The sequence below is a fragment of the Sphingobium chungbukense genome, assembly GCF_001005725.1.
Lineage (GTDB): Bacteria > Pseudomonadota > Alphaproteobacteria > Sphingomonadales > Sphingomonadaceae > Sphingobium > Sphingobium chungbukense.
Genome location: NZ_LBIC01000005.1, coordinates 239911 through 252202 on the forward strand (window position 1 = coordinate 239911; position 12292 = coordinate 252202).

10 protein-coding genes are annotated in these 12292 nt (G+C 64.7%); 6 read left to right on the top strand and 4 right to left on the bottom strand.

Annotation, left to right across the window (positions count from 1 at the left end; all coding sequences use genetic code 11):
* Position 1: 1 nt before the first annotated feature.
* Genes YP76_RS12145 through YP76_RS12155 form a run of 3 tightly spaced genes read right to left on the bottom strand, consistent with a single transcriptional unit; the run spans position 2 to position 3656 of the window.
* Positions 2 to 1339 (bottom strand): MFS transporter, encoded by a 1338-nt coding sequence (locus YP76_RS12145; RefSeq protein ID WP_232307527.1) that lies wholly within the window; start codon positions 1337 to 1339, stop codon positions 2 to 4.
* A 3-nt stretch (positions 1340 to 1342) separates the two neighbouring features.
* Positions 1343 to 2818 carry an aldehyde dehydrogenase gene (locus YP76_RS12150; RefSeq protein WP_046763859.1) on the bottom strand — a complete coding sequence of 492 codons (1476 nt, stop codon included), beginning with the start codon at positions 2816 to 2818 and terminating at the stop codon, positions 1343 to 1345.
* Positions 2819 to 2867: 49 nt separating this feature from the next.
* Positions 2868 to 3656, bottom strand: a complete 789-nt coding sequence (locus tag YP76_RS12155) for an SDR family NAD(P)-dependent oxidoreductase (protein WP_046763860.1) — start codon at positions 3654 to 3656, stop codon at positions 2868 to 2870.
* Between the two features lie 184 nt (positions 3657 to 3840).
* Between YP76_RS12155 and YP76_RS12160 the strand changes: the two genes are divergently transcribed.
* Positions 3841 to 5514, top strand: coding sequence for a GMC family oxidoreductase (locus YP76_RS12160; protein ID WP_046763861.1), 1674 nt, complete (start codon positions 3841 to 3843; stop codon positions 5512 to 5514).
* Here YP76_RS12160 and YP76_RS12165 read toward each other — a convergent pair.
* On the bottom strand, positions 5495 to 6295 hold the full coding sequence (locus YP76_RS12165; protein WP_046763862.1) for an SDR family NAD(P)-dependent oxidoreductase: 801 nt from the start codon (positions 6293 to 6295) through the stop codon (positions 5495 to 5497). The genes YP76_RS12160 and YP76_RS12165 overlap by 20 nt on opposite strands.
* Before the next feature lie 149 nt (positions 6296 to 6444).
* On the opposite strand from YP76_RS12165, the gene YP76_RS12170 reads away from it, so the two are divergent.
* The 5 genes from YP76_RS12170 to YP76_RS12190 all read left to right on the top strand — a co-directional run bounded on the left by YP76_RS12170 (position 6445) and on the right by YP76_RS12190 (position 12277).
* Positions 6445 to 7647 carry an acyl-CoA dehydrogenase family protein gene (locus YP76_RS12170; protein WP_046763863.1) on the top strand — a complete coding sequence of 401 codons (1203 nt, stop codon included), beginning with the start codon at positions 6445 to 6447 and terminating at the stop codon, positions 7645 to 7647.
* A 16-nt stretch (positions 7648 to 7663) separates the two neighbouring features.
* Complete coding sequence (locus YP76_RS12175) at positions 7664 to 8791, top strand: acyl-CoA dehydrogenase family protein (RefSeq protein ID WP_046763864.1); 1128 nt, start codon at positions 7664 to 7666, stop codon at positions 8789 to 8791.
* A 57-nt stretch (positions 8792 to 8848) separates the two neighbouring features.
* The gene (locus tag YP76_RS12180) at positions 8849 to 9697 is read left to right on the top strand and encodes a MarR family winged helix-turn-helix transcriptional regulator (RefSeq protein ID WP_046763865.1); all 849 of its coding nucleotides are present in this window, start codon (positions 8849 to 8851) and stop codon (positions 9695 to 9697) included.
* Positions 9698 to 9791: 94 nt separating this feature from the next.
* Entirely contained in the window at positions 9792 to 11000 is a 1209-nt protein-coding gene (locus tag YP76_RS12185) for a sulfotransferase family protein (protein ID WP_046763866.1), read from the top strand.
* 32 nt (positions 11001 to 11032) lie between these two features.
* A complete protein-coding gene (locus YP76_RS12190) occupies positions 11033 to 12277 on the top strand; it encodes a hypothetical protein (RefSeq protein WP_046764101.1) in 1245 nt (414 codons plus the stop codon).
* The last annotated feature ends 15 nt before the right edge of the window (positions 12278 to 12292 follow it).

Here is a 12292-nt window from a genome sequence, read left to right on the forward strand (position 1 = left end):
TTCATCGATCCAGATGGCGCAGGAAATCGCCGCGCGCCGACCACACCATCCAGGCGGCGAGCGGCCCGGCGGTCAGCAATCCCGTGATGATCGCCCAGCCAAGTTTCATGGGATCGCCATAGACATAATCCGTCAGGAAACCGATCAGCATGGGTCCAAATGCGTAACCGCACAGATTGGACGCCAATACCATCAGCGCAGCGAAACGGCCGCGCATCTCGATGGGCGCGATCATCTGCACGGCCGCCATGGTCGGCCCATAGCTGGACCCCATGGTCATCATCATCAGCGTGATCGCGCCGAACAGCAGGGCGAAATTGCCGATCGCGAAGGCCATCGCGAGGATCGGGGGAATGACGATGCAGAAGCCGCACAGCAGCCGCAGCGCCATGTCGCGGGTGCCGCGCGCGAAGCGATGATCGATCAGCACGCCGAGCGAGAGCCCGCCGACGATACCGCCCAATGCCACCGCAACCGACATCATCGTTCCGACATCCGCCGCGCTCGCGCCCAGCACGCGGCGGGCATAGGTCGGCGTCCACACCATCGTCCCCTGGATGGCGACCGCCATCACCGCAGATCCCAGGATCAGTCCCAGCATCAGGCGCGGGTGCGCGGCGATATAGCGGAAGAAGGCGCCCCAGCTTGCCGCCTGCCGGTCGGGCGGGGGTTGGCTGCGTCGTTTCGGCTCGCGAAAGGCGAAGGCGAGGAAGGCGACCGCCACGCCGGGCAGGCCCGTCACCACCAGTACTTGTCGCCAGGGGGCAAGCACCGCAAGCGGACCGCCGAGCGGCTCCGTGCTGAACAGTGCCAGCAGATTGCCGCCCAGCGCATAGGATAGCGATATGCCGATGACGCCGGACACGGAAAGACAGGCGATCGGCGTCGTCAGCCGATGCCGTGGGAAGATGGAGGAGAGGAGCGATTGCCCCGCCGGGGATACCGCCGCTTCGCCCGCGCCCACCAGCAGGCGGCCGGCAAAGAGCTGCGTATAGCTGCGCGCCAGCCCCGTCCCCGCCGCCGCCAGCGACCAGACAACGATGCCGGTGAACATGATCGCGCGCCGCGAATAACGGTCCACCATGCCGCCGATCACCAGCCCCATCAGCCCATAGAAGAGCGCGAAGGACAGGCCCTGGACCAGGCTGATCTGGAAATCGTTGAGGCCAAGGTCCGCCCGCATCTCCGGGATCAGCACCGATATGACCTGCCGGTCGATCATCGACACGATCTGGAAGATCATGAGGATGAAGACGGTCCACCAGGCACTGGCCGGACCATAATTGTCCGGCCAGTCGCCCGCATGGACATGGCCGTCCGGCAGGACCTGCGTGGCCAAGGGTCAGCCCTTCAGATGGGCAGGCAGATCCTGCATGAAGACGGCCTTGATCTCGGTGAAGCCGTGCAGGCCTTCCTCACCGCCCTCGCGGCCGACGCCCGACTGCTTGAAGCCGCCATAGGGAATGGTATAGTCGATGACGCGGCCATTATGGCCGAAATTGCCGGTGCGGATGAGCCGGGCGACCTTGTAGGCGCGCTCCACATCCTGCGTGAACACGCCGCCCGACAGGCCGTAGATATTGTCGTTGGCGATGGCGATCGCCTCTTCCTCGCTGCCATAGGCGATGATCGTGCCGACGGGTCCGAAAATCTCCTCGCGGGCGATGGTCATGTCGTTGCTGGCGTCGGTGAACAGGGTCGGCTCCACGAACCAGCCCTTGTCGAGATGCGCGGGGCGGTTGCCGCCAGTGACGATGCGGGCGCCCTGCGCCTTGCCCTGCTGGATATAGTCGAAGACGCGGCCGTGCTGGCGCTGGGTGACGAGCGGGCCCATCTGCGTCGTTTCGGTGAAGGGGTCGCCCACCTGCACATATTGCATGGCGGCGGCGAGCGCTTCCTCCACCGCGCCTTTCAGCGAGGCGGGGACCAATATGCGGCTGAAGGCGGCGCATTGCTGGCCGCACAGCCCGACCAGGTTCGGCATGATGCCTTCCACGACCTTGCCGATATCGGCATCGTCCAGGATGATGGCGGCGGACTTGCCGCCCAGTTCCGTCGTGATGCGTCCCGACCGGCCGCTGACGACGGAGGCGATGTGCAGGCCGGCAGCGGTCGAGCCGGTGAAGCTGACCTTGTCCACCCCTGCATGACGGATCAGATAATCGGACACGTCGCGATCCGCCGTCAGGACGGAAAAGACGCCTTCGGGCACGCCCGCCGCCGCGATGCATTCGGCCAGGATCAGCGCTTCCAGCGGCGTTTCGGGCGAAGGCTTGGCGATGATCGTGCAGCCCGCCGCCAGCGCGAAGGCGACCTTCAAGGAGAGCGTGGCGAGCGGCGCGTTCCACGGCACCACCGCGGCGACGACGCCCACAGGCTCGCGCACGACGATGGCATGCCCGCCGGCCAGGGCGGGACGCACCTCCTCAAACCCCTTTTCGGCAAGCTCCGCGGCATAGGTGTAATAGCCGCCCATGAAGGGGGCGGTCATCGACGACTGCGAATAGGGCATGCCCACCTGCATCGACCAGGCGCGGGCGAAATCGTCGTTGCGCTTGGCCATTTCCTCAGCGATGCGGCGCAGATAGACGGCGCGCTCCGGCCCGGTCATGCGGGGCCAGGGGCCGTTGTCGAAGGCATTGCGCGCCGCTGCGATGGCGCGGTCCATGTCGGCGGTGGTCGCCTTGGCGACGCGGCCCACTTTCTCCTCGGTGGCGGGCGAGATGATCTCGATACCGTCCGATCCGGAAGAAGGGGACCAGTCGCCGCCGATGAACAGCTTTTCGGGGCTCGCGAGATTGAGAAGCGTATCGGTCATGCGCGATTTTCCTTCTGGATTCGGCAAAAGAGTAAGGACGTAGGGCCGTTCAGGTCTCGACGACCACAGGCAGCGACAGGATATTGGCGACGCCGCCGTCCACCGGCAGCATGTGGCCGGTGATATAGGCCGATGCGTCGGATGCCAGGAACTGGACCGGGCCGACCATCTCCCTGGGATCGCCGAAGCGATCAAGCGCGATGGCGCTGCGGAAGATTTTCGCCCGTTCCGGATGGCCGACGGTGGGTGCCGCCATGTCGGTGTCGAAGAAGCCGGGCGCGATGGCGTTGCAGGTGACGCCATGGGGCGCCAGGTCCGCCGCGATCGATCGCGTCAGCCCCAGCACCGCATGCTTGCTGGCGACATAGGCGGACAGGTTCGGCCGCCCCGTGTCGGAGACATAGGAGGCGAAGTTGACGATCCGCCCCCATTTGCGCGCCACCATGCCCTTCGACAGGTCGCGGCACAGCAGATACATGGACGATACGTTCACATCGAACATATTCTCCCAATGGGCGAGGGTGGATTCGTGAAGCGGCCCCCACCCGCCAATGGCGCCATTGTTGACCAATATGTCGATGGCCGCACTCTCGGCGTTCAGCCTGTCGGTCGCCGCCTGCACCGCGTCGAGATCGGCCAGGTCGAAGGCGATGGTCCGCGCCTGCCCACCCGTGGCGCGTATCTCCTCGGCGGTTTCTTCCAGTTTCGCGCCGTCGCGCGCGGCGAGGACCAGGGATGCTCCGGCTTCCGCCAGTCCCAGCGCGATCGCCTTGCCCAGGCCGCGCGAGGCTCCCGTGACCATCGCCGTGCGTCCCGCGAGCGAGAAAAGCCCCGTCATTTCTATCCTCATCCTTGGCCAAGACTTCGTTCCGATGCAGTCATAGCGCTGGCCGCCACCGGATTTCGATGGCGTCCGGCAAGCCATCATAAGGGCGATGTTCGCCGGCAAAGTCCGACTAAGGCTTGCGCACCCTTCATGCCTGCCCGTTATGCACGGTGCTGAGGATAAGGAGAAAGGCAGCATGGTCGAGGCGCACAACAGTGTGGAGGCGGAAGCCGATTATGTCATCGTCGGCGCCGGATCGGCCGGTTGCGTGCTCGCCAACCGGCTGAGTGCGAACGGTCGCCACAAGGTCGCGTTGCTGGAGGCGGGCGGGGACGATCGTCCATTGCAGAACCTCCTCAATCCCGCGCAGGCGATGAGCACGATGAACATTCACGTGCCCGCCGGTTTCACCAAGATGCTCAAGGACCCGCGCCTCAACTGGAATTACATGACCGAACCCGATCCGGGTTCGGACGGGCGGCAGCATTTCTTCCCGCGCGGCAAGGTTCTGGGCGGCTCCTCCTCCATCAACGGCATCCTCTGGGTGCGCGGCCTGCCGGAAGATTATGACGGTTGGCGGCAAAGGGGGCTGACCGGCTGGGGTTGGGACGAAGCGGAAACCTATTTCCGCCGGATCGAGAATCAGCAGGGCGAAGGCGCCAGCCGCGACCAGCAGGAAGGGCTGCTGAAGATCAGCGACGTGCCGATGCGGCATCCGATGCTGGACATCATGACGAAGGCGTTCGAGGAAGCGGGCGCACCGGTCGCCAACGACCTGAACGGCACCACGAGAGAGGGCGTCGCGCGGGTCCGGCTCAACGCCTATAAGGGCCTGCGGGTATCGGCGGCGGTCGCCTATCTGCACCCGGCGATGAAGCGACCCAATCTCCAGGTCATCATTCATGCCCATGCCACGCGCCTGTTGTTCGAGGGCAGGAAGGCCATCGGCGTCGAATATTGGAAGGGCGGCCGGTTGCGGCAGGTGCGGGCGCGCCGCGAGGTCATCCTCTCGGGCGGAACGATCAATTCGCCCCAGTTGCTGGAACTGTCCGGCATCGGGCAGGGCGAACGGCTGCGGGCGCTGGGCGTCGCTACTCTGGTGGACAGCCCGAATGTCGGCGAGAATCTCCAGGATCATTATGCATCGATGGTCCGCGCTCGCCTCAAGCCCGGTGCCTCAAGCTTCAACGCCATGTCGCGGGGCCTGCCGCTGATCGGACAGATGGTCCGCTTTGCAATGAACCGAAGCGGCCTGCTGGCGCTGGGCGGTTCGAATTTGACGGCGTTTCTCAAATCCGATCCCGCGCTCGACCTGCCCGACCTGCAATTTTTCGCCAGCCCTGCGACGGTGGATTTCGAGGCGCTTGCGAAAAATGGCGCGATGACCATGGAAAAGCTGCCCGGCATGACGGTGGGCGGATATGTGATGCGTCCGCAGTCGAAGGGGTCGATCCATATCAGGAGCGGTGATTTCCACGACGCGCCTTCGATCAAGCCGAATTTCCTTTCCGCCGATGCGGATTGCCGTGCGCAGGTCGGCGGCCTGCGTTGGGCGCGGCGCGTCATGGAAAGCCCGGCGCTGGCGCCCTATTTCGACCATGAGCTTACGCCGGGCGCAGCGTTCCAGAGCGACGAGGAACTGCTGGCCTTTGCCCGGGCGAGCGGATCGACCGGCTATCATCAGACATCCACCTGCGCGATGGGCGTTGGGGCGGACGCGGTCGTTTCCGGCCAGCTCAAGGTCAATGGCGTGGAGGGCCTGCGCGTGGTGGATGCTTCGGTGATGCCGGCGGTCGTCTCAGGCAATACCAATGCCGCCACCATGATGATCGCGGAGAAGGGATCGGACCTCATTCTCGCGGAGGCATGATCGCGAAGGGTTGGGCTGGCGCCAGACCCTGCCGCTGCACCTGCTCTCCGAACGACAGCAGCGACTGGTCGGTCGGCAGTGCGGCCCAGATCTGGCGCGCGGCGGTGTCTATGTCCATGACGCCGATGCCCTGTTCCATCTGTTTTCGCATCTGCGAAGCGATGGGATAGTCGCTGTCCGCCATGGCCGCGACATGCCGCGTGAGCGGGGTGTCGACGAAGCCGGGCCGCACCGCGGTGACCCAGACATCATGTCTTTCCCGCATCGCCAGTTCCCGGCGCGCCACCCGGACCCACATTTCCAGGGCCGCCTTGCCGGCACAATAGACGGTTTGGCCGATGGTCGGGGATCGCGCGGAGGAGGAGGACATCATGACGAGGCCCGCCTCGCCCGCATAGCCGCTTTGCCCGACCGCGCGCAGGAACATTTCTCCCAGTCGCAATGGAGCGACCATGTTCGCGGTGATGTCGCGGGCATAGTCATCGGGAGGAACTTCCCCCAAGAAGCCGGTCATCCCCTTCATATGCGCGTTCTGGATGAAGATCGCGCGCGAACCCCCAAAGCGCGTCAGACTATCCGTGAAATGAGCGCCGATCCCGTCCCAGCTACCCGGATCGGCCAAGTCGAGAAAGACGCTTTCAAAATCGGGATGCGGCCGTCGCGACAGGTTGACGATGCGGGCGGAGGCATAAGGCACATTGCGCGCGAGACCCAGCCCGATGCCTTCGGTCGCGCCGGAAATCCAGATCAGGCTGCCATGCTTCTCATCTACATTTTGCATGCAAGATAAGCAGCATGGCGTGGCTGGACTGTCAAACCGCTTCCCGCCATCATCGCATGGATGATGCTGCGGCCCGCCGTGCTTGCGCCCCATGGGCGTGCGGGCCATGGAAACGCCTAATCACCGAATAGACAGCCGGAGCCGATCCGATGGAACTGCGCCTCGATCCCGATCTCGAAACCTTCCGGAAGGAAGTGCGCGCCTTCATTGACAGGGTATTGCCCGCCGACATGAAGGAACGCCAGCTTCGCAAGGTCGCCAACAACGCCGCCGTGCCCGACCTGCTGGAATGGATGCGTATCCTGAACGCCCATGGCCGGTCCGTCCCGCACTGGCCGGAGGAACATGGCGGCTGCGGCTGGACGCCGATGCAGCTCTTCATCTTCAACGAGGAATTGTACAAGGCCGATGCGCCCGAATTCGACTGGGGCGGCACGCATATGCTGGGCCCCGTGCTCTACACTTATGGCTCCGACTATCTGAAGGACAAGTTCCTGCCCATGATCCGCGAAGGCGTGACCATGTGGGCGCAGGGCTTTTCCGAACCGGGGTCGGGTTCCGACCTTGCCTCGCTGCGCACTTCGGCCGAGCTGGTGGGCGACAAATATGTCGTCAACGGCCAGAAGATCTGGACCAGCGGCGCTGCCCATGCCGACTGGGGCTTTTTCCTGGTCCGCACCGACAAGAATGTGAAGCCGCAGCGTGGCATCAGCTTCCTCATCATCAAGATGGACACGCCCGGCATCACCGTGCGCCAGATTCCGCAGATCAATGGCGAAGCCCATCTGTGCGAGGTGTTCCTGGACAATGTCGAGGTGCCCGCCGACCAGTTGATCGGCGAGCCCGGCATGGGTTGGACCTATGCCAAGTTCCTGTTGGAGCATGAGCGCACCACGTCGAGCTTCATCTATTGGAGCAAGCGGGAACTCGCCCGCGCCAAGGACATCGCGCTGGGCGAAAGCGTGGGCGGCCGCCGTGTCGCAGACGATCCCGCCTTCCGCGCCCGCTTCGCCAAGGTGGAGGCCGACCTGCTCGCGCTGGAATGGTCGGTATTGCGCGTGCTGGCGCATGAGGAGTTCGATGCGCCGGAGGCCGCCGCCGCCTCCGTGCTGAAGATCAGGGGCTCGGAATTGCAGCAGGAAATCACCATGTTGCAGGTGGACGCCATGGGCGCCAAGTCGCTGCGCTTCTTCGACGTGGCGCCCGTTCCGCCTCCGGCGCCCACCGATGCCTGGCCCGATTATGCGCCCGGCCGCACCACCGTGGCGCTGATCAACCGGGCAGCGACCATCTATGGCGGGTCGAAGCAGATTCAAAAGAATATTCTGGCCAAGCTCGCCTTCGGCCTTTGAGGGGAAGACAGGGACAATGGATTTCGCGAAGTCCGACATTCAGGCGATGCTTCTGGATAGCGCCGAGCGGTTGCTGTCCGAAAATGCCGACGTCGAATATTGGCGGCATCAGCGGTCGAGCGCGCTGGGTTTCGACGAGGCGCGATGGGCGCAGTTCGCGGAACTGGGCTGGCTCGCCCTGCCGGTGCCGGAAGCGGCGGGCGGCCTGGACGGCACGATAGAGGATATTGCGCTGCTGAACATCGCGCTCGGCAAGGCGCTGGCGACCGAACCTTATGTCAGCACGGTCGTGCTGGCCGATCATGTGCTCAAGCAGGCGGTGGACGAAGCGCGGGCGCTGGAATTGCTGGGAGAGATTGCGGGCGGCACGCTGCGCATCGCGCTTGCCCATCAGGAAAATGGTGCCCATCCGCTCGACGTCGAGGCGGCGGCCACCTTGGCACGCCCCTCCGCGGGCGGCTATCTCCTGTCGGGCTCGAAGATCATGGCGCTCGACGCGCCCAGCGCGGGTCGGTTGATCGTCTCCGCCCGCATCGAGGGGGAGGAAGGCATCGGCCTGTTCCTCATCCCCGCCGACGCGCCCGGCCTTTCCGCCGAATCCTATCCGCTGATCGACGGCACCCGCGCGTCCGACATCGTTTTTGCCGACGTGACCCTGCCGGCCGACGCATTGCTGGTCGGCGGCAATCGTGGCGCGGCTGTGCTGCGCGAGGCGGTCGACCGCGCCTCGATCGCGCTGATGGCGCAGGCGGTGGGCGCCATGGAGGCCGCGAACAAGGTCTGCGGCGCCTATGTGCAGGAACGCAAGCAGTTCGGCACCGCGATCGGATCCTTCCAGGCGATCCAGCATATCATGGCCGATAATTTCGTCGCGGCCCATCAGGCGCGTTCGATGCTCTATCATGCGCTCGCCAATGCCGATGCTGATGAGGCCACCCGTTCGGCGGCGCTCTCTGCCGCGCGGCTCGTCATCGGAGAGGCCGGGCAGACCGTCTCGCGCAACGGCATCCAGGTCCATGGCGGCTACGGCCTGACCGACGAATATGCGATCGGCCATTATTTCCGCCGCCTGATGTGCATCGAAAAGCAATATGGCGACCTGATCCAGCACGGTGAGCGGTTCGGGGACAGCATCTTCGGCTAGGATGTGCAGGCATGGCTGCCTCTTGCGGATCGCATCCCCCTGTGTCTTTGTGGCGCGATGACGGGAAGGGCCAGGACTGGGGAAGGCGAACGGGGCATCGAGCTATGCCGCGCCGCACTCGAAGCGCATTATGCGGTGCATCGCACCATTCCCTCCATGGCGGGCCTCGCCAGGCTGTGGGACTATGCCAGCAAATCCTCGGCCGCCCGTCGGGTCGATCAATTGATCGAGGCGGGCGTGCTGCTTTGGTCGGCCGACCGGCGGCTCGCTCCCGGCCCTGCCTTTCGCATCCTGCCTGATCTGAAGGCGCAGGTCGGCCAGGCGCCCGGTCAGCATGATCATGGCCCGCACGATCTTGGCCCACACGATCTTGGTCCGCACGATCCCGACCCGCTTCAGGCGGCGCTGGCTGCCTGGGCGACGGATTATGATCCGGTGCTGGTCCGCTCCTATTCCGTCACCACGCGCCTGCTGCGCCTCGCCCGCAGCATGGAGCGGCATATGACCCAGTCCGCCGCGAGGGAAGGATTGACGTCGGGCGACGTGCTCCTGCTGGATGCGCTGTATCGCGTCGGCCCGCCCCATCGCATCGCGCCGACCGCACTCAAACATTACTTCCTGATGTCGCTGGCAGGCGTTGCCAAGCGGGTCGACCGGCTGGAGGCGCTGGGCTTCATCCGCCGCGTCCCCAATCCCGAAGACCGGCGCGGCCTGTTCATCGAACTGACGGAGCCGGGCCGGGCAGCGCTCGCCCGGCTGGTCGCGGTTGATCGGGCGGCGCCGCATATCGTCTGGCCCACCGCGCTCAGCGAGCAGCAATATCATGCGATGATCGAATCCCTGACCATTGCGGAGGCGTTGGTGGCGGAATCGAAAAAGAACGATCGTTCTTATTATAAACCCTAAGAGGGTAAATTATTTCCGGTATCATTGACTTTCTTGTTCGAATTCGCTTCAAGATAGAAATCTTAGTAAAGTAAATCGAGCGGGAGAGGAATGGATGCGTAGCCGGTCGGAAAATGTGGGGAGCGTTGCTGACCTCTCGACTCGCGTGGATGTGTCGGCCCTCATTCGTACGTCGCAGATGGTCGCGGGCAATTTCGATCCCATCGACCCCGCTCTTGCCGGCCGGGTCGAGCGATTCGTCGGCTGGCTGAATGAACAGCCGCCGCTGCGTCCGGAGCAGAAGGCGGATGTCGAACTGCAATTGCGCAAGCTGCTTGCGACCCGCCTGCGCCTGGCCGCCGACCGCAAGCGCATTCCCGCCATTGCCGAGGAGAGGATCGAGCGGCCGATCTTCGTCATAGGCTTCGGCCGCACCGGCACCACGCTCACCCATTCGCTGCTGGCCGAGGACCCCGGCGCGCGCGCGCCGTTGTGGTGGCATACCCATTCGCCCAGCCCGCCGCCGGGCGAAGTGCCCGCCACGCCCGAGCGCATCGAGCTCACGGCCAGGGAGCTGGACGAGATGCTGATGCAGGCACCCGGCCTGCTCACCCTTCACCCCTATTGGGACAAGAGGGGACATTGCCCGATCGAATGCGAGGAGATATTCACCCTCGACTTCCAGAACGCCTATCCTTCGCTGCTCTACAAGCTGCCCGCGCTGGCGATGATTCTCGATGCCAGCAACATCGCCGACGCCTATCGCTTCCACCGCGAATTCCTCCAGCAGTTGCAATGGCGGCAGCCGACCAAGCACTGGGTGGTGAAGGGCATCTACCACCAGTTCGCGCTGGACGCGCTGTTCGAAGCCTATCCCGACGCGCTGTGCATCTGGACCCATCGCGACCCGGTACAGGTCCATCCTTCGATCATGGCGATCACCGCGGTCCTCTATGGCGGCATCACCAACTGGCAGATGGATTTCCAGGCGCTCGGCCCCGCTTTCGTCGAAAGCATCGCCGCGTCGGTGTCCGAGGCGATGGAAAGCCCGCTGGTCGACGATCCGCGTATCTTCCATGTCGATTTCCACGATCTCACCCGCGATCCGGTGGATGTCATACGCCGCGCCTATGGCCATTGGCGGCTTGATTACACGCCGGAATTCGAGGCGCGGATGCGGGGCTGGCTTGCCGATCCGGGCAATGCCTCCAACCGCTATGGCCGCTACGACTATGCGCCGGAACCTTTCGGGCTGAGCCGGGAGATGATCGAGCAGGCGTTCGAGGGTTATTCGCGGCGGTTCAAGCTGGGCCGGTTCGCCTGACCGCTCCGATCCCCGTCCATGGGAGGATGATGATGACCAATCCGATCGCCAATGCGGGGCAATTCGCCGCCGAAGCGGAAGTGCGTGCCATGTGGCAGGAGGCGGCGACCAGGACGGCGCGCGACCATTGCGCGCAACTCTGGCGGGTCGGTCATGGCAACGATGTGCCGCCGGAGGTCGAGCCGCTGTTCGACGGGGCGATGGACGCCTGGATGAGCAATTATCTGTTCAAGGCGGCGGCCCGCGATCCGGTGCGGCCCCGCTTCGTGCGCAACTTCATGCCGGGCTACAGCTGGAACGGCGCCGCCGTCCCCGACGCGCGCATGGGCGGAGATAATCCCGACAATTGCTATCGCCTCGCGGGCATTGCGCATGGCGGCCGTTATCGCGTCACCGGCCGGATTGTCGACGCTCGCCCGGCGCATGTTTCCTTCACGCTGGTCGAAAATTGGGGCACGTCGATGACGGTGCAGACGGTCGAGTTGCCCGGCATCGAGGTGGCGCCCGACGGCCGCTTCGCGATCACCATCGATGACCAGCCGGCGAACGGACGCCCGAACCATATGACGACCAATCCGCGCGTCAAATTCCTGTTCGTGCGGGATTCGATGATGGATTGGGAGAGGGAGACCCCCCTGGCCCTGGAGATCGAGCGGATCGACGCGCCCGCGGCCCAGCCCCTGTCCTTCGAGGAGCGGCTGGAGGAGGCCCTGCGGCGCGCGCGCGAAGACGTGCCGCTCTATTATTGGTTCTTCCGCCTGTCGGCTGCGCGCGCCGTCAATAGCATGCCGCAACCCATGCGGACGGCCAGCGTCGGTGGACTGGTCACGCAGGCCAGCAGCATCGGGCGGCTGCGTCTGGAGGATGATCAGGCCGCGATCATCCGTTTCGATCCGGCGGGCGCGGCCTATAACAGCCTGCAATTGGCGATGTGGTGGTATCGGTCGGTGGATGCGCATCTTCTGCAAAGCGGCCTTTCCGCGACGCAGGCGGCGCGGGACAGCGACGGAATGATCACCACGGTCGTTTCTGCGCGCGATCCGGGCATTGCCAATTGGGTGCAGACCGACGGCCTGCGCGACCTGTTGCCGATGATCCGTTGGCAGGGACTTCCCGAAAGGCAGCAGGGCGAGGGGCCTGTTCACCGGCTCGACATCGTGCCGTTCGACCGGATCGCCGCGCATCTGCCCGACGGCGTCGAGCGCATGGACGCGCAGGAACGCCAGGCGCGGCTTGACGCGCGCCGCGCAGCCTGGAACCGCAGAACCGGCATATGATCGAAAATATCCGGT

What these genes read in the sequence shown, in the direction of transcription:
- YP76_RS12150 (WP_046763859.1), bottom strand. Translation starts at nt 2,818, where the DNA reads ATGACCGATACGCTTCTCAATCTCGCGAGCCCCGAAAAGCTGTTCATC.
- YP76_RS12155 (WP_046763860.1), bottom strand. Translation starts at nt 3,656, where the DNA reads ATGACGGGGCTTTTCTCGCTCGCGGGACGCACGGCGATGGTCACGGGA.
- YP76_RS12160 (WP_046763861.1), top strand. Translation starts at nt 3,841, where the DNA reads ATGGTCGAGGCGCACAACAGTGTGGAGGCGGAAGCCGATTATGTCATC.
- YP76_RS12165 (WP_046763862.1), bottom strand. Translation starts at nt 6,295, where the DNA reads ATGCAAAATGTAGATGAGAAGCATGGCAGCCTGATCTGGATTTCCGGC.
- YP76_RS12170 (WP_046763863.1), top strand. Translation starts at nt 6,445, where the DNA reads ATGGAACTGCGCCTCGATCCCGATCTCGAAACCTTCCGGAAGGAAGTG.
- YP76_RS12175 (WP_046763864.1), top strand. Translation starts at nt 7,664, where the DNA reads ATGGATTTCGCGAAGTCCGACATTCAGGCGATGCTTCTGGATAGCGCC.
- YP76_RS12180 (WP_046763865.1), top strand. Translation starts at nt 8,849, where the DNA reads ATGACGGGAAGGGCCAGGACTGGGGAAGGCGAACGGGGCATCGAGCTA.
- YP76_RS12185 (WP_046763866.1), top strand. Translation starts at nt 9,792, where the DNA reads ATGCGTAGCCGGTCGGAAAATGTGGGGAGCGTTGCTGACCTCTCGACT.
- YP76_RS12190 (WP_046764101.1), top strand. Translation starts at nt 11,033, where the DNA reads ATGACCAATCCGATCGCCAATGCGGGGCAATTCGCCGCCGAAGCGGAA.